At 69.0% G+C, this 18,465-nt stretch carries 18 protein-coding genes; 12 read left to right on the plus strand and 6 right to left on the minus strand.

Annotated features, from left to right (window positions below):
- The first annotated feature begins 8 nt into the window (after positions 1-8).
- The 6 genes from BAY61_RS10485 to BAY61_RS10510 all read left to right on the plus strand — a co-directional run bounded on the left by BAY61_RS10485 (position 9) and on the right by BAY61_RS10510 (position 6,114).
- Positions 9-554: a 2'-5' RNA ligase family protein gene (locus BAY61_RS10485; protein ID WP_091795681.1), complete on the plus strand. Its 546-nt coding sequence runs from the start codon at positions 9-11 to the stop codon at positions 552-554.
- A gap of 99 nt (positions 555-653) precedes the next feature.
- A complete protein-coding gene (rpsO, locus tag BAY61_RS10490; RefSeq protein WP_091795684.1) occupies positions 654-923 on the plus strand; it encodes a 30S ribosomal protein S15 in 270 nt (89 codons plus the stop codon).
- Between the two features lie 229 nt (positions 924-1,152).
- The gene (locus tag BAY61_RS10495; RefSeq protein WP_091795687.1) at positions 1,153-3,435 is read left to right on the plus strand and encodes a polyribonucleotide nucleotidyltransferase; all 2,283 of its coding nucleotides are present in this window, start codon (positions 1,153-1,155) and stop codon (positions 3,433-3,435) included.
- Between the two features lie 96 nt (positions 3,436-3,531).
- Complete coding sequence (locus BAY61_RS10500; protein WP_091795690.1) at positions 3,532-4,893, plus strand: M16 family metallopeptidase; 1,362 nt, start codon at positions 3,532-3,534, stop codon at positions 4,891-4,893.
- The gene (dapB, locus tag BAY61_RS10505; protein WP_091795693.1) at positions 4,890-5,660 is read left to right on the plus strand and encodes a 4-hydroxy-tetrahydrodipicolinate reductase; all 771 of its coding nucleotides are present in this window, start codon (positions 4,890-4,892) and stop codon (positions 5,658-5,660) included. The genes BAY61_RS10500 and dapB overlap by 4 nt, the downstream gene beginning before the upstream one ends.
- 7 nt (positions 5,661-5,667) lie before the next feature.
- On the plus strand, positions 5,668-6,114 hold the full coding sequence (locus BAY61_RS10510; protein ID WP_091795695.1) for a tetratricopeptide repeat protein: 447 nt from the start codon (positions 5,668-5,670) through the stop codon (positions 6,112-6,114).
- Between the two features lie 6 nt (positions 6,115-6,120).
- Here BAY61_RS10510 and BAY61_RS10515 read toward each other — a convergent pair whose 3' ends face one another.
- The gene (locus BAY61_RS10515) at positions 6,121-6,837 is read right to left on the minus strand and encodes an arylmalonate decarboxylase (protein WP_091795698.1); all 717 of its coding nucleotides are present in this window, start codon (positions 6,835-6,837) and stop codon (positions 6,121-6,123) included.
- Positions 6,834-7,583 (minus strand): IclR family transcriptional regulator, encoded by a 750-nt coding sequence (locus BAY61_RS10520; protein ID WP_170140045.1) that lies wholly within the window; start codon positions 7,581-7,583, stop codon positions 6,834-6,836. Before BAY61_RS10520 ends, BAY61_RS10515 begins: the two co-directional genes overlap by 4 nt.
- Before the next feature lie 186 nt (positions 7,584-7,769).
- On the opposite strand from BAY61_RS10520, the gene BAY61_RS10525 reads away from it, so the two are divergent.
- From BAY61_RS10525 to BAY61_RS10545, 5 genes are all read left to right on the plus strand, one after another.
- On the plus strand, positions 7,770-8,942 hold the full coding sequence (locus tag BAY61_RS10525) for an ABC transporter ATP-binding protein (RefSeq protein ID WP_170140044.1): 1,173 nt from the start codon (positions 7,770-7,772) through the stop codon (positions 8,940-8,942).
- An 82-nt stretch (positions 8,943-9,024) separates the two neighbouring features.
- The gene (locus BAY61_RS10530; protein WP_170140043.1) at positions 9,025-10,080 is read left to right on the plus strand and encodes an ABC transporter substrate-binding protein; all 1,056 of its coding nucleotides are present in this window, start codon (positions 9,025-9,027) and stop codon (positions 10,078-10,080) included.
- Positions 10,081-10,092: 12 nt separating this feature from the next.
- The gene (locus BAY61_RS10535) at positions 10,093-11,778 is read left to right on the plus strand and encodes an ABC transporter permease (protein WP_245866193.1); all 1,686 of its coding nucleotides are present in this window, start codon (positions 10,093-10,095) and stop codon (positions 11,776-11,778) included.
- A gap of 27 nt (positions 11,779-11,805) precedes the next feature.
- Entirely contained in the window at positions 11,806-12,882 is a 1,077-nt protein-coding gene (locus BAY61_RS10540; RefSeq protein ID WP_091795712.1) for a mandelate racemase/muconate lactonizing enzyme family protein, read from the plus strand.
- Positions 12,858-13,823 carry a malate dehydrogenase gene (locus BAY61_RS10545; protein WP_091795715.1) on the plus strand — a complete coding sequence of 322 codons (966 nt, stop codon included), beginning with the start codon at positions 12,858-12,860 and terminating at the stop codon, positions 13,821-13,823. The genes BAY61_RS10540 and BAY61_RS10545 overlap by 25 nt, the downstream gene beginning before the upstream one ends.
- A 3-nt stretch (positions 13,824-13,826) precedes the next feature.
- Here the strand turns inward: BAY61_RS10545 and BAY61_RS10550 are convergent, their stop codons facing one another.
- Both BAY61_RS10550 and BAY61_RS10555 read right to left on the minus strand, forming a co-directional pair.
- Positions 13,827-14,354 carry a YqaA family protein gene (locus tag BAY61_RS10550; RefSeq protein WP_091795717.1) on the minus strand — a complete coding sequence of 176 codons (528 nt, stop codon included), beginning with the start codon at positions 14,352-14,354 and terminating at the stop codon, positions 13,827-13,829.
- A 191-nt stretch (positions 14,355-14,545) separates the two neighbouring features.
- Positions 14,546-15,109 carry a GNAT family N-acetyltransferase gene (locus tag BAY61_RS10555; protein ID WP_091795719.1) on the minus strand — a complete coding sequence of 188 codons (564 nt, stop codon included), beginning with the start codon at positions 15,107-15,109 and terminating at the stop codon, positions 14,546-14,548.
- A 52-nt stretch (positions 15,110-15,161) separates the two neighbouring features.
- Between BAY61_RS10555 and BAY61_RS10560 the strand changes: the two genes are divergently transcribed.
- On the plus strand, positions 15,162-16,373 hold the full coding sequence (locus BAY61_RS10560; RefSeq protein WP_091795722.1) for a winged helix-turn-helix domain-containing protein: 1,212 nt from the start codon (positions 15,162-15,164) through the stop codon (positions 16,371-16,373).
- A gap of 492 nt (positions 16,374-16,865) precedes the next feature.
- Here BAY61_RS10560 and BAY61_RS10565 read toward each other — a convergent pair whose 3' ends face one another.
- Both BAY61_RS10565 and BAY61_RS10570 read right to left on the minus strand, forming a co-directional pair.
- Positions 16,866-17,846: a DUF4097 family beta strand repeat-containing protein gene (locus BAY61_RS10565; protein ID WP_091798614.1), complete on the minus strand. Its 981-nt coding sequence runs from the start codon at positions 17,844-17,846 to the stop codon at positions 16,866-16,868.
- Between the two features lie 2 nt (positions 17,847-17,848).
- Positions 17,849-18,376: a toxin-antitoxin system HicB family antitoxin gene (locus tag BAY61_RS10570; protein WP_091795725.1), complete on the minus strand. Its 528-nt coding sequence runs from the start codon at positions 18,374-18,376 to the stop codon at positions 17,849-17,851.
- Between the last annotated feature and the right edge of the window lie 89 nt (positions 18,377-18,465).

Here is an 18,465-nt window from a genome sequence, read left to right on the forward strand (position 1 = left end):
TTCGCCGAATGCCCCGGCTGTTCAGTGCGCTGATCCCGCCACCGGAGGTCGTCGCCTCACTACGCACCGAACTGGGCCGGCTCGGCCTCGGCGGCAATGGCCGGGACGGCGGTGACGGAGAAGAGGTCGGCCGGTTGCGCGAGGAGCCCGCGAGCCGGTGGCACATCACACTCGGGTTCTACGGTCGCGACCTGACCTCCTCCCGGACCGCGTGGTTGCGGGAGCGGCTGACCGGCGCGCCCGCACCGACGCTGCGGCTGGCGGGCGCCGGAGCGTTCTCCGATGTAATCTGGGTCGGGGTCTTCGGGAGCGGGCTTGCCGAATTGGCCGCCGCCGTCCGGCCGGACGGTGAGGTTCGCCGGTTCCGCGCTCATCTCACCATCGCCAGAGGTGCGACGGTGGAGCGGGCGCGACGGTTCGGTGAAGCGCTGGCCGGCTACCGGGGCCCTCGCTGGCAGGCCACCGAGGCCGTGCTCGTGCGCAGTGACCCCGGTGAGAGCGGCCCGGTGTACAGCACGGTCGAGCGCTTCCCGCTCGGCTCGACCGGGAGTTGAAAAGACCTGCTGTTACCCTTGACAGTCGAGTCCGGCTGCGGTCCGTGGCGGCCGGGATACTCTCGTTACCTGCACGGCACAAATTTGAGGAGAACACGAGTGGCGCTGTCCACCGACGAGAAGAAGTCGATCCTGTCCGAGTACGGCGTGCACGACTCCGACACCGGATCCCCCGAGGCGCAGGTCGCACTGCTGACCAAGCGGATCACCGGCCTCACCGAGCATCTCAAGATGCACAAGCACGACCACCACTCACGTCGCGGTCTGTTGCTGCTGGTCGGCCGTCGCCGCCGGCTGCTCAACTACGTGATGAGTGTGGACGTCGAGCGGTACCGTTCGCTGATTCAGCGCCTCGGCCTCCGCCGATGACAAGCTCCGAGGGGGAGTGACCCGGCCGGGTCACTCCCCCTCGGTACAAGTAAGCCGACAACAGGGCGAAAACACCACGCGCGAGGGCGCCTCAGCCGGTCCTCGGTAGTGGCTCCCGGGATGAGAAGTCCCGAGAGCTTCGATCGATGACCGGCCCCGTACCTCGGGCGGCCCCCAAAGGGTTGGGGGCAGGAGTGAAGCCCGAACGTACGAGGAGTCAAGAAACCTTATGACAGAACCAAGCGGTATCACCGTGCACGAAGCGGAAGCCGTGATCGACAACGGCCGGTTCGGCAAGCGCACGGTCCGCTTCGAGACGGGCAGGCTGGCCAAGCAGGCCGCCGGCGCGGTCGTCGCCTACCTCGACGACGAGACGATGTTGCTGTCGGCGACCACCGCGTCCAAGCACCCGAAGGAGCACTTCGACTTCTTCCCGCTGACGGTGGACGTCGAGGAGCGCATGTACGCCGCGGGCAGGATCCCCGGCGCGTTCTTCCGCAGGGAGGGCCGTCCCTCCACGGAGGCGATCCTCACGTGCAGGCTGATCGACCGGCCGCTGCGCCCCTCCTTCGCCGACGGGCTGCGCAACGAGATCCAGGTCGTCATCACCGTCCAGAGCCTCAACCCCGAGGACCCCTACGACGTGCTGGCGATCAACGCGGCGTCGGCGTCCACCCAGATCGGTGGTCTGCCCTTCTCCGGCCCGATCGGCGGCGTGCGCGTCGCGCTGATCGAGGACCAGTGGGTGGCCTTCCCGACCTGGTCGCAGCTGGAGAAGGCGACCTTCAACATGGTCGTCGCCGGCCGGATCGTCGAGAACGACGTCGCGATCATGATGGTCGAGGCCGAGGGCACCGAGAACACCCTCGACCTCATCGCCGCGGGTAACACCGCGCCGACCGAGCAGTCGGTCGCCGAAGGGCTCGCCGCGGCGAAGCCGTTCATCAAGGTGCTGTGCGAGGCGCAGGCGCGGCTCGCCGACGCGGCGGCCAAGCCGACCGGCGACTTCCCGCAGTTCCTCGCCTACCAGCCCGACGCCTTCGACGCCGTCGCCGCGATCGCGACCGACGAGCTGACCAAGGCGCTGGCCATCGCGGGCAAGCAGGACCGCGACAACGCGACCGACGAGGTCAAGGCCGCCGTGCTGGAGAAGGTCGGCGTCGGCGAGGGCGAGACGTTCGACGGCAGGGAAAAGGAGATCGGCGCCGCGTTCAGGGCGCTGACCAAGAAGCTGATCCGCCAGCGCATCCTGCGCGACAAGGTGCGCATCGACGGCCGTGGCCTCACCGACATCCGGCAGCTCGCCGCCGAGGTCGCCGTCATCCCGCGCGCGCACGGCTCGGCGCTGTTCGAGCGTGGTGAGACCCAGATCCTCGGCGTCACCACGCTGAACATGCTGAGGATGGAGCAGCAGCTCGACACGCTGTCGCCGGAGACGACGAAGCGCTACCTGCACCACTACAACTTCCCGCCGTTCTCCACCGGCGAGACGGGGCGCGTCGGTTCGCCGAAGCGCCGCGAAATCGGCCACGGCATGCTCGCCGAGCGTGCGCTGGTGCCGGTGCTGCCCAAGCGCGACGAGTTCCCCTACGCCATCCGGCAGGTCTCCGAGGCGCTCGGCTCCAACGGCTCCACGTCGATGGGCTCGGTGTGCGCCTCGACGATGAGCCTCTACAACGCGGGTGTCCCGCTGAAGGCGTCCGTCGCCGGTATCGCCATGGGCCTGGTGTCCGACGAGGTGGACGGCGAGACCCGCTACGTCGCGCTGACCGACATCCTCGGTGCCGAAGACGCCTTCGGCGACATGGACTTCAAGGTCGCGGGCACCAAGGACATCATCACCGCGTTGCAGCTCGACACCAAGCTCGACGGCATCCCGTCCGACGTGCTGGCCGGTGCGCTCAACCAGGCGAAGGACGCACGGCACACCATCCTTGAGGTGATGGCCGAGGCCATCGACGGCCCCGACGAGATGAGCCCGTACGCTCCGCGCGTCACGAGCGTCAAGATCCCGGTGGACAAGATCGGCGAGGTCATCGGCCCGAAGGGCAAGATGATCAACTCGATCACGGAGGAGACCGGGGCCGACATCTCCATCGAGGACGACGGCACCATCTACGTCGGCGCAGCCGACGGTCCCTCCGCCGACGCCGCGATCGACAAGATCAACGCGATCGCCAACCCGCAGCTCCCGAAGGTGGGCGAGCGCTTCCTCGGTACCGTGGTGAAGACGGCCGCGTTCGGCGCGTTCGTCTCGCTGCTGCCCGGGAAGGACGGCCTCGTGCACATTTCGAAGCTGGGCAACGGCAAGCGCATCGGCAAGGTCGAGGACGTCGTCAACGTCGGCGACAAGCTGCGCGTCGAGATCGCCGACATCGACAACCGCGGCAAGATCAGCCTCATCCTGGTCAAGGAGGACGAGGACAACGCGGCCGAAGGCGGCGAAAAGGCAGACAGCGCCGAGAACTCCGAGAACGCCAAGGGCGCGGAGAACACGGCTGACGCGAGCTGACGCTCGGCTTCATCCGCACATCTATTCGCCACGTCCTGCCCGGTTCCCGCTGTTCGCGGGAACCGGGCAGGACTGAAGCACAGTCGACAAGGTTTCATGGCGCGCACGATTCCCGGGCACGAGCAGCCCGTGGGCAGTACCCGAACGCTGGAGTCCGCTTCGGACGGTTCACTGGTCAAGCGGACGGTGTTACCCGGCGGGCTCAGAGTGGTCACCGAGAGCGTGCCGGGGGTACGTTCGGCCACCGTCGGCCTCTGGGTCGGGGTGGGTTCCCGTGACGAGAACCAGACGGTGCTCGGCGCGGCGCATTACCTGGAACACCTGCTGTTCAAGGGAACTGGCCGCAGGAACGCCACCCAGATCGCCGAGGAGATCGACTCGGTCGGCGGCGAACTGAACGCGTTCACCGCGAAGGAACACACCTGCTTCTACGCGCAGGTCCTCGACAGCGACCTCGCGCTCGCCGTCGATCTGGTGACCGACGTCGTCTTCGACGCCACGTGCGCTGATTCCGATGTGGACACCGAGCGCAGCGTGGTGCTCGAGGAGATCGCCATGCGCGACGACGATCCCGAAGACCTGCTGCACGAGACGTTCACCGAGACCATCCTTGCCGGGCATCCGCTCGGCAGGTCGGTGCTCGGCACGGAGAACTCCATCACCGGGATGTCTCCGGTCGCGCTGCGCGGGTTCTACCGGCGCCGCTACCGGTTGCCGAAGATGGTGTTCTCGGTCGCGGGCAACGTCGAGCACGGCGCGGTCGTGCGGCTGGTCAGGAAAGCCTTGCGCGAGCGGCTTTCCGGCACCGCGACGCCCGTGGCTCCCCGGAAGGGCAGGGCGAGGCTTGCCGACGTCGGCAAGCTCGTGCTGCGGCCCGACGACACCGAGCAGGCCCATCTCATGCTCGGGCTCCGCTCGCTGAACAGGCACGACGAGCGGCGGTTCGCGCTTTCGGTGCTCAACACCGCGCTCGGCGGCGGCATGAGTTCCCGGCTGTTCCAGGAGATCAGGGAACGCAGGGGACTGGCCTACCAGGTGTATTCCTCGGTCGCCAGCTACGCCGACACCGGGCACCTCTCGGTGTACGCGGGCTGTCAGCCGGAGCGCCTCGGTGAGGTGAGCCGCGTCGTGCGCGAGGTGCTCGGGCGGCTCGGCGAGGACGGTCTCACCGACGCCGAGGTCACCAGGGCGAAGGGCCAGATCAGGGGCATGCTGGTGCTCGGCATGGAGGACACCGCGTCCCGGATGAACCGGCTCGGCAAGAACGAACTGAACTACGGGCAGTACCTGAGCGTCGACGACACGCTGGCGCGCATCGACGCCGTCACGACGGAGGACGTGTCGCTGCTGGCCCGTTCGCTGCTGCGGCCGAGGGGGACGGCGCCCACCGCCGTCGTCGTCGGACCGTACGCTCACGACGACGACCTGCCCCATGATCTGCACGAGGTGATCGCATGACCGCTCCAGCATCGAGTGAGGCGCCCATCAGGGTCGCCGTGCTCGGCCCTGACGGCAGGATGGGCGCCCAGACCGTGCGCGCGGTCGAGGCCGCGGCGGACATGGAACTCGTGGCCACCGTCGGTTCCGGCGACTCGCTTTCCGCCGTCACCGACGCGAAGGCGACGGTCGTCATCGACTTCACCCGGCCAGACGCCGTCATGGACAACCTGCGCTTTGCCGTCGACGCGGGATTGCACGCCGTCGTCGGCACCACCGGATTCGATGACGAGCGGATCGCCACGCTGTCCGGCTGGCTCGCGGGCAAGCCGGACCTCGGCGTGCTCATCGCGCCCAACTTCGCGCTCGGCGCCGTGCTGGCGATGCGATTCGCGCAGCAGGCGGCACGGTTCTACGACGCGGCCGAGGTCATCGAACTGCACCACAACCGCAAGGCCGACGCGCCGTCGGGAACCGCCGCGCACACCGCGCGGCTGATCGCGCTGGCGCGAGCCGATGCGGGGCGCGGGCCCGCCGCCGACGCCACGACCTCCGGTATCGAGGGCGCCCGCGGCGCCGACGTCGACGACGTCAGGGTGCACTCGGTACGGCTCCCCGGGCTCGTCGCCCATGAGGAGATCCTGTTCGGAGCCGAGGGCGAGACACTGACCATCCGGCACGACTCGTTGGACAGGGTGTCGTTCATGCCGGGCGTGCTGCTCGGCGTTCGCACCGTCGGTTCCCGCCCTGGACTGACGGTGGGCCTTGAGAACGTGCTCGACCTGTGAGTACGCCATGAGAGCCCGCAACGTCGCCATCCTGCTCACCGCCGCCGTCGCGGTGTACCTGGTGTTGCTCGGTGGCAGGGGAGTCGCGCTGATGCGCACCGGCGAGCCGATGGCCGTCGTCTTCGGCGTCGCGGTGTTCGTGCTGCCGTTGCTCGGCGTGTGGATGCTCGTCACCACGTGGCGCTCCGGTACCCGGATACAACAACTGGCGCGAAGGCTGGAGGCCGAGGAAGGGCTTCCCGACGTGTCCGGCCTGCCGAGGAGACCTTCTGGCAGGGTCGATCGCGCCGCCGCCGACGCCTGGTTCGACGAGCGAAAGGCCGAGCTCGAAGCCGATCCCGGCGACTGGCGAGGCTGGTACCGGCTCGCCTACGCCTACGACATCGCCGGTGACCGGAGCAGGGCACGCGCCACCATGCGCAAGGCCGTCGAACTGGAGGCCGCCGACCGCTGAGCGCGTTCAGGGCGTCGCGAACAGCCTGCTGTCGTGACGGCCGCGCACGCCAGGCGCGACGAGTCCGGCCGCGTCCCACAACCCGGCGGGGGAACTGGCGACGACAGGCAGCCCGTACCGGTGTTCCAGCGACGGGATGACGCCGAGCGTGTCCAGTCCTCCACAGGACAACAGCACCGCGTCGGCGGAAGGAGCGGCGGTGAGCAGGCTCGCGGTGAGCGTGCCCAGCCGTTCGGCGCCGACACCGGAGAGCGCGTCGATCCGCGTGATCGCGAGTTCCTCGCGAGCGAGTACCCGGAAGCCCTCACCGGTCAGGAACGCGGCAAGGCGGGTGGCGACCTCACCGGTGTAGGCGGAACCGACCGCGATGTCGCGCGCGCCGAGGAGTCTCAGCGCGCGCACGACGGCGGCGGCCATCGTCGAGACGGGCAGTCCTCCGGTGAGTGAATCCAGCCTGCGCAGCACATCGGCGTGCCCTGCCTCGCCCCGGTAGAACGACAGTGACGTGCCCATGAGCGACACCGCGCTCGCGCCGGCGCGCAGCAGACCCTCCACGGCGTCGTCGAGGTTGCCGAGCGCGCGATCGTAATCGTGCGGTGCCATGTCGACGAGACCGAGACCGCGCGCGACGAACCGGGGCGAATGCGGGTAGAGCACGGCCGCGTCGGCAGGCACTTTTCCCGCGGCGGGCGGGACGACGAGGCCGACGGTGGGGACGCTCATGGCGCCGCGTCGTCCGGCAGCGGCGCGCACAGTCTCGCCACGGTGTCGCGGACGAGTTCGCCGAGTGTGGGAATCTGGTCGTCCGGCAGGCGATGTGCCGGTACCGCGAGGCTGATGGCCGCTCGCGCCCTGCCGTCGGAGTCGATGATGGCCGCCGCGACACCGCGGATGTCGTCGCGCCACTCCCCGGTGTTGGCCGAGTAACCGCGTTCCCTGATCGCGCGCAGCTCGTCGCGCAGCGCGGTCTCGTCGACGATGGTGCGCTCGGTGAATCCCTCAAGGGTCTCGGAGAAGAGCGCGGTGAGTTCTTCGGGAGGGCTCCACGCGAGGATCGCCTTGCCGGTCGAGCTGGCGTGAATGGGTGCCACGACGCCGAGCGGGTCGTGCGGGCGGACGCTCTTGCTGCTCTCCAGTTTCTCGATGATGGTGACCCCGCGTCCACTGTGGACGGAAAGGTGCACGTTCTCGTCGGTCAGGTCGGACAACTGCCGCATCACCGGCATCGCGCGTTCCCTGAGCCCGACGCCACCGCCCCTGCTCGCGAGCGCCAGTAGCTTGGTCGTCTGGACCCAGCGGCGGGAGCCGCCGAGTTCCTGTTCGACCCAGCCGACCTCGTGCAGCGCCCCGAGCGCGCGCTGAACCGTACTTTTGGGCAGGTCGAGCAGGCGGGCGAGCTCACTCACGCCGATCGGCTGGTGAGCGGCGACCGTCTCCAGAACCTGGAATGCCGTCGTGATTACTCGCATGTTCCTTCCCGGGGGCAGAGTACTGCGCATCTCGAACCCCGGTTGACGCGCTCCGGGGTTCGCGGTGCGTGTGGCGTAACTCGGGTCAGCTTCTTGACTTCCGGCGAAACCACCCTGATGCTGATCGTGCCGTATGAAGGGACAATATTCCAAATTGTGCCAGGAGACGGCACAAGGAGGTGTCGAGTGTCCGACCTGATCTTCGACGACGTGCACAAGAACTTCGGCGAGGTTCCCGCTGTCGCGGGCCTCGACCTGCGTATCGCGGCAGGCGAATCCGTGGTGCTGCTCGGCCCGAGCGGCTGCGGCAAGACCACCACGCTGCGCATGGTGGCCGGGTTCGAGCGGCCGACGAGGGGAAGTATCGCGCTGGGCGGTTCGGTCGTCGCCGACCGCGCCGTTTTCGTGCCGCCGGAACACCGGGACGTCGGCGTCGTGTTCCAGAGTTACGCGCTGTGGCCGCATCTCACGGTTGCCGACAACATCGGCTTCGGCCTCACCGTCCGCAGGCGCAAGGCCAGTGGTGCCCGCAAAGGGCTGGCCGCGCGCGTGGCGGCGACGCTGGAACAGGTCCAGCTCGACGGGCTCGGCGAGCGGTATCCGCACGAACTCTCCGGCGGTCAGCAGCAACGGGTGGCGCTGGCCCGCGCATTGATCACCGACCCCAAGGTGCTGCTCCTCGACGAACCACTGTCCAATCTGGACACCAGGTTGCGGGAGGACATGCGGCTGGAGATCCGCCGCATACAACGAGAATTCGACATCACGATGATCTACATCACCCACGATCGCATCGAGGCGCTCGCTTTGGCCGACCGCATCGTGGGGCTCAAACAGGGGAACGTACAACAGATTGGCTCACCGGCCGAGCTGTACCAGCGGCCCCGCAACCGGTTCGTCGCGCTGTCACTGGGACAGGCCAACTTCCTGCCGGCCGTGGTGACGTCCTCGCACGGCGGTACGGACGCGCGGGTCCGGCTCGGCTCCGGTGAACCGGTCGCCGTGCGCGGCACCGAGGCGCCGCTGCCCGAAGGCGAGGACGTCACCGTGTGCGTGCGGCCGGTCGATCTGACGCTGACCGAGCTGGACCGTCAGGAAGGACCATGGACGGGAACCGTGCGCGAATCGGTGTTCCTCGGCGACGAGGTGCACTACGTAGTCGACATTCCCGCTCTGGCCGAACCGCTGCGCGTCGTCGAACGCGCCCACCGGCCACTGGCCCACGGAACCGCCGTGTCGTTCGCCGTCGCTCCACTCGCCGCCAGCGTGCTCGACGAGACCGGAACCCCCGCTACGAACACCGATGCTCTCGCCGCCACGGCGGCGCCGCGTCCCGATTCCGCGGTCAGCTCCCGCTGAACCGTTTTCCCGTTCATCGCGCCGTCAACGCCGACCGGAGATGACCATTGTGAACAGTCCCTTATCGCGTCCCCGCCGGGTGATGTCCCGGCCGCTGACCGCCGCGGCCACGCTGCTGACCGCGCTCACCACCGCCGCCGCGCTCGCCGCCTGTGGCCCGCCGGACACGAGCGGAGCCACAGACCTGCCCACGTCGGAGGAAGAACTCGTCGCCATGGCCAAGGAGGAAGGCGAGGTCGTACTCGGCGCTGGAGGTCACACCAGAGCGCAAGCCCAGTTGCTCGCCGACAAGTTCACCGAGAAGTACGGCATCAAGGTGACCTTCGTCAGGGAGAATTCCGGTGACATCGCGCAGAAGACCCAGGCGCAGCTCACCGCTGGCTCGCCGCAATTCGACGTCGTGAGTCTCAACGACGAGGCGACCCTGCGGGTGTGGGAGGAAGAGGACGTCCTCGCCGACCCGGCCATCGCCGACCGCGACGCGATCCTCGCCCCGTTGCGCGGCGAGGAAACTCAGTCCTACCTTCCCTTCACCTGGGGTGCGCTCGGCTACTCCTACAACGAGGCCAGCGTCGATCCGGCGACCGCGCCGAAGACCTGGAAGGAACTCGCCGAACGGTCCGATACCTTCGCGGTCGCCGATCCGCGTTCCTCCGGGGCCGCGCTGACCTTCGTCGCCGCCATGGAACGCATCGACGGTGGTTTCCTGCCGGGACTCGGGGACGCCGACACCCTGGTCACCGACTCCGCGCTCGCGCTGACCCAGCTCGTGGCAACCGGTGAGGCCGACTTCGGCATCCCCGGCGTCGAGGCCGACATCGCCACCGCGCGCGAGGCGGGTGAACCTCTGACGATCGGCTACCCAGAGGGTGAGATCGGCGCGGTGCCCTCCTACGTCGGAGCGCTGGCACAGGCCCAGCACCCCGCCGCGGCGCGGCTGCTCGTGCGGTTCCAGCTCAGCGAGGAGTTCCAGGCCGCGCAGGTGGAGGCGGGCTCAAGGGCGGTCCTTTCGGGACTGCCTGAGCCGGAAGAGGCCGAGGAACTCACCGAGGACCGGCTCGTCGTCGTCGACGCCCGCGAGCTGTCGGAGCGCAAGGACGAGCTGGTGCAAGCGTTTTCCTCCGCCGTGGGGAGCTGAGCCGTGCTGACCATGTCGGAAGCGCCGCCAGTGAGGGGGAGACGGTTCACCGTCGAAAAAGGACTACCGGTGCTGTGGTGCGTCGGTGCCTTCTTCCTCGTGGCCGTCCCCGTCGGCGGGCTGGTGTGGCGCAGCCTCCAGATCGGCGACACCGGGGTGCTCGGGCTCGGCAACTACTCGGCCGCGCTCGCCGAGCCCGGCATCATCGAGGCGATCTTCAACTCGTTGTGGATCGGGCTGGCGACGACGGCGGGCGCGTTGCTGATCGCGGTACCGTTCGCGTTCTTCGTCAGTCGCACCGACATGCCGGCGAGAAAGTTCTTCCGCTCGGTGGCGGTGCTCACCTTCGCCGCACCCGGCTTCATCGCCGCGATGGGCTGGATTCTGTTGCTGGGCCCGCGTAACGGCCTGCTCAACCAGTACGTGCTGACCCCGCTCGGGCTACCGGCCTTCAACATCTTCGGCCCGCAGGGCATCGTTCTGGTGCTGTCGTTCTTCCTCTATCCGCTGATCTTCCTCCCGGTCACCGACGCGCTGGACAACATGGATTCCCGGCTGGAGGAGGCCGCGGCGTCGCTGGGCGCGGGTCGCTGGCACACGTTGCGCAGGATCGTGCTGCCGCTGATCCTGCCGCCCGTCTTCTCCGGCTCACTGCTGGTGTTCATCAGTGCCTTCGTGATCTTCGGGCCGGTCGCGCTGCTCGGCGGTCCGGTGGGTTTCCAGACCATTCCCACGGCGATGCTGCAACTGATGTCGTTCCCGCCGCGCATCGAGTACGCGGCCGTGCTGGCGCTGCCGGTACTCGTCGTGCTCGGCGGCCTGCTCGTCTTGCAGCGCAGGCTATACGGCCGCAGGCGCTACACGACGGTCGGCGGGAAACCGGGGCAGCAGCGCAGAATCCAGCTCGGCCGCTGGCGCTGGCTCGCGTTCCTCGGCGGGTTCGCCGTCATCATGATCAGTGTCGTGCTGCCGTTCGGGGTGCTGCTGCTCACCTCGTTCCGCAAAGCCATCGGGCTGCCGTTGAGCTGGGACAACCTCGTCCTTTTCGACAACTATCGCGCGTTGTTCGATCAGCCGGAGATCATGCTTTCGTTCTGGAACAGCCTGTGGATCTCGGTGGTCGCCACGGTGGGCAGCATCGTGTTCGCCGTTCTGGCCGCCTGGCTGGTTTCCCGCGCCAGATCCCGGTTCACCGGGGTCATCCAGCCCGCGATGCTCGCGCCGCTGGCTTTTCCGGGAGCGATACTGGGTATCGCGATGATCATCGCGTTCAGCGGGCAGCCGTTCTGGATCGGCGGCACCGTCGCGATCATGCTGCTGGCCTACCTGATCAGGGTGGTGCCGCAGTCCTTCACCTACATCCACGCAGGTTTCGCGCAACTCGGCGGGGAAACCGAGGAGGCGGCGCGCAGCCTCGGTGCCTCGTGGTCGGAAACGATGCGCAGGGTCACCGTTCCGCTGTTGCGCGGCCCGATCCTGTCGGTCGCGGTACTAAACTTCGTGTTGCTGTTCCGCGAACTCGACATCTCGATCTTCCTCTACACGGGAACCAACAGCGTCGCGCCCGTCGTGCTCTACAACCTCGCCGCGGAATCGCGATTCCAGCTCATGGGGGCGCTTTCGGTCGTGGTGCTGGCCGTCAATCTCGGAATCGTGTTGCTGGCGAGGCGGTTCCTCGGCGTGAAGCTTTCGCACTGAACCAGCCACTGGGAAGAAAGGCATCTCATGGAGATCAGCAAGGCGGAAACCTGGATCCTCCGGCTTCCGTTCGTGCGCACGAGCAGGGACTTCGACGACGCTCATCACGAACTCGCCGGGGTCACGCTGTACACGGAGAACGGAGAGCGGGGCACCGGATTCGCCTTCACGGCGGACTTCGGTGGCGGAAGCGCGGTCAAGGCGCTGCTCGACGACGTGGTGCTGCCCCGGGTACTCGGCAGGAGCACCGCCGACACGAAGCTCATCTGGCAGGACCTCAGGCGCATCACGCACCGGATGGGACGAGGACTCAACTCCTTCGCCATCGCCGCCGTCGACATCGCGCTGTGGGACCTGCGGGCCCGGCTGCACGGGCAATCGCTGGCCGCCGAACTCGGGCAGGTACGCGACCGCGTCCCCGGATACGGCTCCGGCAAGGCGTCCCCGTTATTGCCGGTCGCCGAACTCGTCGAACTGTCCCAGGGCTACGTCGACGAGGGCTTCGGCGCGGTCAAACTCAGGGTCGGCATGGACCCTGCCGCAGACCTCGACCGGGTCGGCGCGGTCAGGGCCGCGCTCGGCGACGAGGTCCGCATCATGTGTGACGCCAACGAAAGGCTCGACCTGCCGAGCGCGCTGTGGCTCGGCCGCAGGCTCGCCGACTACGACGTGTACTGGTTCGAGGAACCGGTGCTCAGCGACGACGTCGGCGCGCACAGGCGGCTCGCCGAGGCGCTGCCCATGGCGGTGGCCAGTGGTGAACATCTGTGCAGCGCGGGCGAGTTCACGGCGTTCGTCGACGCCGGAGCCCTCGATGTGTTGCAGCCCAACGCGTGCATGGTCGGCGGGATCACCGAGACCATGCGGATCGGCGAGCTCGCCGCGGCGCACGGGCTCGGGTTCGCGCCGCACTTCATGACCGAATTGCACGTCCACGTTGCCGCCGCGCTGCCATCGGCGACCTACGTCGAGCACTTTCCCTTCCTCGACGCGTTCACCACCGAACCGATCAGGGTCGAGGACGGCCACGTGCTCGTCCCCGACCGTCCCGGGCACGGCATCGAATTCACGGAGCGGACATGGGACACCTACCGGACGGCGTGAGCGGGCCGCACACGGTCACCGTGCTCGGCGCCGCGGGGGTCGTCGGCTCCGGCGTCGTGCACGAGCTGGCGAAAACCGGTGCCGTGCAACGGATCGTCGCCAGTGACCCCCGCACCGACCTGGCGCGCGCCCACCTCATCGACATCGCCGAATCGGCGAGGGTGGTCGGGTCCGAAGTGGACACCGAGTTCGTGCTCGCGACTCCGGGCGAACTCGGTCCCTGCGAGCTGACCGTCGTCGCCGCGTCGGTACCCGAGGTGCCCACCGGTGACAGGGCGGATTTCCTCGCGGCCAACTGGGAGTTGCTGAGCGGGCTCGTGCCCGTGCTGGAACGCTGCTGCGCCGAGGGCGGGGTGGTGTTGTTGCTGACGAATCCCGTCGACGTCATGGCCGAATGCCTGCGAAGGGCCACCTCGCTGCCGCCGGAACGCATCCTCGGGTACAGCCTCAACGACAGCGCGAGGCTGAGCATGGCGGTGGCGCGCGAACTCGGGGTGCCGGCCTCGCGGGTGAGCGCGTGGGTACTCGGCGAACACGGCGCGGGCCAGGTTCCGTTGTACGGCGGTGTTCTCGTCGACGGCGAGCCGGCCGAGCTCACGCCGGAGGCGCGTGAGCGGGTCGACGCCGACGTCAGGGGCTGGTTCGCGCGCTGGTCGGCGTTGTCGCCAGGGCGCAGCAGCGGCTGGGCGACGCCGAGCGGGGTCGCCGTGATGGTGACCGCGATGCGGGAGGGCGGTGTGCTCCCGGTTTCGGTCTTCACCGGATGCGAGGGTGCCGGTCACTACGGGCTCGCCGAATCGTTCGTCACGTTGCCCGCCGTGCTCGGCGCGGGCGGGGTGAGCCACGTGGAGCGCTGGTCCGTGCGCGAGGACGAGCGGAGCGCGCTCGCCGGCGCGGCCGAGCACGTCCGCCGCGCCGCCGACCGGCTGCTGCCGGGGTGAGCCTTACGCGCGGAAGATCCCCGCGAACACGGCCGGTGAGGCGGCGACCACGCTGAACCGGACGAACCTGCCGAGCAGCCCGGCCGTGACGAACATGGACATCCGCATGCGCACCAGCCCGGCCAGCACGCTCGTCGCCATGAAAGGGGGCAGCCCGACGAGCGCGCTGAATCCGTAGGTACTCGTCATCCAGTGCGGGTGCCGGTGGCAGCGTTCGCGCACCGATTCGAGCCACCGCCGGATCCGTTTCGTGCGCAGGTGCCTGCGCTCCCTGCGCTCACTCGGCGGCGACTGGCGGCGCCGGTGGAGCCGGTCGTGCAGGAAAGCGGGAAGGGTGATCGACCCGCGCGCGGCGAGGAAGTAGAGCAGTTTTCCCATGACCTGCCCCGCCGCGACGACGGCACCGACGGCGAGCCACGGGATGCTCTCGTCGCTCGTCATCAGGCCGATGACGAACACCTCGATGCTGACGACCGGGAGGACGGCGGAGCCGAAGGCGACACCGAACGTCACGAACAGCCATGTGAGCAAGCGACATGCCTCCCAGCGAACGAGGACAGCTCACCGTAACGCCGACCTGCTACGTCCGGTGTGAAAACGGGAAAGGACCCGGTGAAGGGGAGGCGTTCCGCCTGCCGGTGTACCGAGGCAGGCACGGTAGCGCAGAGTGCCGGTCTCGCTACCGGTGCCCCGGGTGTGCTGGTCCGCGTGAGAGTACGTGGCTAGTTGTCGGTCAGCTTCAGGTCGAGACCACCGGTGAGACGCAGCTCGCGGACCGTGGTCTCGCCGGTGTCGAGCGTGCGCACCGTCGCGTCCGGATGCCAGCCCGCGCCCCGGAAGAAGGCCAGCGAAGCCGAATCAGACTGCACGACCCAGGTGACACCGCGTTCGGCGCCCCTGGCCGACAGCGCGGACGCGGCGGCGGCCAGCAGCCTCCCGCCATGCCCCCTGCGTCCCCAGCGGGGTTCCACCAGGAGCGTGGCGATCAGCCCGACCGTGCCGGCATCGGAGGGTAAGGAACCGTCGGCCGCCGCGACCTCGGATTCAGGGGCGGGGCCCGCGATGCAGAACCCGACGACGAACTCGCCCTCCGTGGCGAGCAGCAGGTCGGTCCCCGGGTGTTCGACGGCTGCCGACCAGCGCTGGGTCAGCTCGTCGATGTCCAGTGTCTCGACGACTTTCTCGCCGAGCACGTCGGCGTAGGCGGTTTGCCATGTCGTCAACTGGATGCGGGCGATCTCCGCGGCGTCGTCGACAGTGGCCACGCGGACGGCGGCGGTGCTCATGTTCGCAACCTATCTCGGAGACTGTCGGTGGGTGCTGGCAGCATGCTGATTCGTGAGGACGATCAGTGTCGCGGTGGCCCGCCGCACCGCGTTGGCGGCTCAGGGGTTCGCCGACCAGAGGCCGAGGGGAGCGCCGACGAGGCGCCACCTTCAGCGCATGTTGTCGCGGGTCCGGCTCATCCAACTCGATTCCGTCAACGTGGCCGTGCGCGCCCACTACGCGCCCGTGTTCGCCAGGCTCGGTGCCTACGATCCCTCGCTGATCGACGACGCGGCGTGGAAGGACACGGCGCGAAAACCGAGGCTGCTCGTGGAGAACTGGGCGCACGAAGCGAGCCTGATACCGGTCGAGGACTGGCCGCTGCTGCATTCGGGGGCAAAGCGGCCGGGCTGGTGGCGGCACTACACCAAGGTCGTCGACGAGTCGCCCGGCCTGGTCGACGACGTGCTCGCCGTGGTCAAGGAGTTCGGGCCCATCGGGGCCGGAGCCATCGAGCGCGAGATCGTGGGTGCCTCCAAGCGGGCGCCCGGAACGTGGTGGCAGCGCTCGGATGTCAAGAACGTCTGCGAATGGCTCTTCGGCGTGGGGCGGCTGACAACGGGCACCCGCAAGGCGTTCGAACGCTGTTACGACCTTCCCGAGCGCGTCTTGCCGCCCCAGGTACTCGCCACCCGGGTCGACGCGGAGGAAGGGGCGCGGCGGCTCGTCGCCGGATCGGCGACGGCGCTGGGCGTGGCGACCGAAACCGATCTTCGTGACTACTACCGGCTCGGACCCCAGACCACGCGGCAGGCGATCGCGGAACTCGTCGAGGCCGGTGAGCTGGAACCGGTGCGGGTACAGGGCTGGCGGCAGCAGGCGTACCGGGCGCGGGGAGCGCAGGCGCCGCGCGCCATCACGGGAAGGGCGCTGCTGTGTCCTTTCGATCCGCTCATCTGGGAGCGGGCGCGCACCGAGCGGTTGTTCGATTTCCACTACCGCATCGAGATCTACGTGCCGGAGGCGAAACGGGTCCACGGCTACTACGTCTTCCCCTTCCTGCTCGACGGGGAACTGGTGGCGCGTGTCGATCTGAAGGCCGACCGTGCGCGAGGGGTGCTGAGGGTGCAGGGCGCGTTCCTCGAACCCGGGGCCGATCAGGCGAGGGTGGCCAGTGAGCTGGCGGGGGAGCTGCGATTGATGGCCGCCTGGCAGGAACTCGACGGCGTCGTGGCGGGGCAGCGAGGCGATCTGGCAGCACCGTTGCGGGCGATCGTGGGCTGAGCGCCACGGTTCTCGACCGCCCGGGCGCGGTTCTGGGCGGTGCGGGCGCGGGTCTCGCTGTTCTGGGCGCGGATCTCGCGCGCCCGGATGCGGATCTCGCCGTCCTGGTCGCGGATCTCGGCGGTGGGGGCGCGGATCTCGCGGGTGTGAGGGCGGGACCCGCCGACGGGCGGGGGACTCGCGCATGGGTGGCGGTTCACCGACGGGGCGGGGTTTCGCGGCATGGTGCGGATCTCACCCACCTGAGCGCGGGTCTCGGTTCCGGTGCGGATCTCGCCTGCCTGAGTGCGGATCTCGGCAGCACAGACGTGGATCTCGGCCACCCAGACGCGCACCTCGCTTGCGTGAGTGCGGATCTTGCGCGCCCGGATGCGGATCTCGCCGTCGTGGGCGCGGATCTCGGCGGTGGGGGCGCGGATCTCGCGGGTGTGTGGGCGGGACTCGCCGACGGGCGGGGGACTCGCGCACCGCCGCGCGAGCCCCGCGCCCCCGTCAGCTCGCGGCCCTGCTCACGACGGCGTCGCCGGAACCGGTACGGGCCCGCACGCTGAGCGGCACCGCTCCCGCCGGTGGCGCCTCGGCGACATCGAGTTCGCTGGCGACCTGCCCGGAGCCGGACGACAACTCGATCTCCGCCGCCACCCCGGTGCGGACGCCGACCCTGACGTTGCCCGCCCCCGTCGTTGCCTCGATCGATCCCTCCGCCGCGTCGGCGACCGTGAGGCTGCCGCTGCTGGTCCGCACCAGCACCTGGCCGGAGGTCGCGCCCAGCCACACGTCACCGGTGCCGGTCGCCACGGTCGCGCTGCCGCCAAGCGCGCCCACCTCGACGTCACCGCTGCCCGAACGCAACTGGAGACCACCTGGCACGGGGCCGAGCCGCACGGAACCGCTTCCGGTGCGCACCGTCGCCGCGCCGTCGGCCTGCTCGGCCGATACGTACCCGGAGCCGGTGGCGAGGTCGATCCTGCCCGTGGCGCCCGCGACGGTGATGTTGGCGCTTCCGGTGTGCACCTTGACGTTCGAACCGGACGGGGCCGTGATGGTGACCGCCAGCGGCACATTGCGCAGCGGCAGCGGTTTCGCCGCGCGGACGACGAGCCGGTTGCCGGTCTTCTCGATCCTCGCCTGCTGGACGGCCTCGGCGGGGGAGCCGTTGAACTCGGCGCCGAGCGGGTTGCCGAGCTGTGACCCGAATCGTTCGCCGACCCAGTTCAGCAGGTTCGACACTCCCTCGGTCCACGGGGCGCCCGCGGTGGGATCGTGCCGCACGGTGACCGAACAGTCGCCATCCCCGCCAAGCTTGATCTCGACGCTGCCGACGGTGATGTCCACGTCGACGTCGAGCGGGCCTTCCGCGTCGAACGCCTGAGCACGGACGAGGTCGTCGCGCTCCGCGCCGGCAGCGCTGTCGGCGCTGTCGGCCTTGCCGGTCGGTTCGGTGCCGTCGTCGAGGTCAGGGCGCTCGTTCATGATCATCCCTCCACCCAGCCGTGCAGGTAGGACTTCTTCCCACCCGCTTTCTGGCCTTTCCAGTGGTGCTGCTGCTGCTGATGTGCGCCGTGCAGCGCGCCCTGCACGGCCTGTGAGACGAAGGCGTTGAGTGACACGCCCTGCGCCGCGGCCGCCTGCTCGGCCTGCGACTTGATCTGCTCGAACAGCCGCAGCGTGATGCGGCTGATGTCACCCGCGTCAGCTGACGGCGGTGGGGGCGGTGGTGGCGGAGGTGGTGGCTGGGGCGGCTCGTCTGCCGTTCGCCCTCCGCCGCCGGTGACGACGACCCTGAGGTCGCGGCCGTCGAGCCTGACCTCCACCACGTGATCGGCCAGATTGGCCGTGACCTCGGCCGCGAGGTCCGACAGTGCGTTCATCAGGGTGAGCCGGCCCGCCGGTTCCAGCGCCGCGGCCAGTATCGCGGCGGCGCGCTGCGTGTTCTCGTCACCGGCGGAGGCGGCGGTGCTCAAGTCCTCCCGCAACCGGTCGAGATACGGAGTCAAGTCCATGACGCCACTATGACGTCATGTGTGACGTCAGTCAAGGCGGGTATGACGGCGTGATGGCGTCTGGTGATGTCACCGAGCGATGTCGGTCG

It is taken from the genome of Prauserella marina (assembly GCF_002240355.1).
GTDB classification, from domain to species: Bacteria; Actinomycetota; Actinomycetes; order Mycobacteriales; family Pseudonocardiaceae; genus Prauserella_A; species Prauserella_A marina.

What these genes read in the sequence shown, in the direction of transcription:
- BAY61_RS10570 (WP_091795725.1), bottom strand. Translation starts at nt 18,376, where the DNA reads ATGGACTTGACTCCGTATCTCGACCGGTTGCGGGAGGACTTGAGCACC.
- dapB (WP_091795693.1), top strand. Translation starts at nt 4,890, where the DNA reads ATGACCGCTCCAGCATCGAGTGAGGCGCCCATCAGGGTCGCCGTGCTC.
- BAY61_RS10515 (WP_091795698.1), bottom strand. Translation starts at nt 6,837, where the DNA reads ATGAGCGTCCCCACCGTCGGCCTCGTCGTCCCGCCCGCCGCGGGAAAA.
- BAY61_RS10495 (WP_091795687.1), top strand. Translation starts at nt 1,153, where the DNA reads ATGACAGAACCAAGCGGTATCACCGTGCACGAAGCGGAAGCCGTGATC.
- BAY61_RS10565 (WP_091798614.1), bottom strand. Translation starts at nt 17,846, where the DNA reads ATGAACGAGCGCCCTGACCTCGACGACGGCACCGAACCGACCGGCAAG.
- BAY61_RS10540 (WP_091795712.1), top strand. Translation starts at nt 11,806, where the DNA reads ATGGAGATCAGCAAGGCGGAAACCTGGATCCTCCGGCTTCCGTTCGTG.
- BAY61_RS10535 (WP_245866193.1), top strand. Translation starts at nt 10,093, where the DNA reads ATGTCGGAAGCGCCGCCAGTGAGGGGGAGACGGTTCACCGTCGAAAAA.
- BAY61_RS10555 (WP_091795719.1), bottom strand. Translation starts at nt 15,109, where the DNA reads ATGAGCACCGCCGCCGTCCGCGTGGCCACTGTCGACGACGCCGCGGAG.
- BAY61_RS10520 (WP_170140045.1), bottom strand. Translation starts at nt 7,583, where the DNA reads ATGCGAGTAATCACGACGGCATTCCAGGTTCTGGAGACGGTCGCCGCT.
- BAY61_RS10485 (WP_091795681.1), top strand. Translation starts at nt 9, where the DNA reads ATGCCCCGGCTGTTCAGTGCGCTGATCCCGCCACCGGAGGTCGTCGCC.
- BAY61_RS10530 (WP_170140043.1), top strand. Translation starts at nt 9,025, where the DNA reads ATGTCCCGGCCGCTGACCGCCGCGGCCACGCTGCTGACCGCGCTCACC.
- BAY61_RS10510 (WP_091795695.1), top strand. Translation starts at nt 5,668, where the DNA reads ATGAGAGCCCGCAACGTCGCCATCCTGCTCACCGCCGCCGTCGCGGTG.
- BAY61_RS10545 (WP_091795715.1), top strand. Translation starts at nt 12,858, where the DNA reads ATGGGACACCTACCGGACGGCGTGAGCGGGCCGCACACGGTCACCGTG.
- BAY61_RS10500 (WP_091795690.1), top strand. Translation starts at nt 3,532, where the DNA reads ATGGCGCGCACGATTCCCGGGCACGAGCAGCCCGTGGGCAGTACCCGA.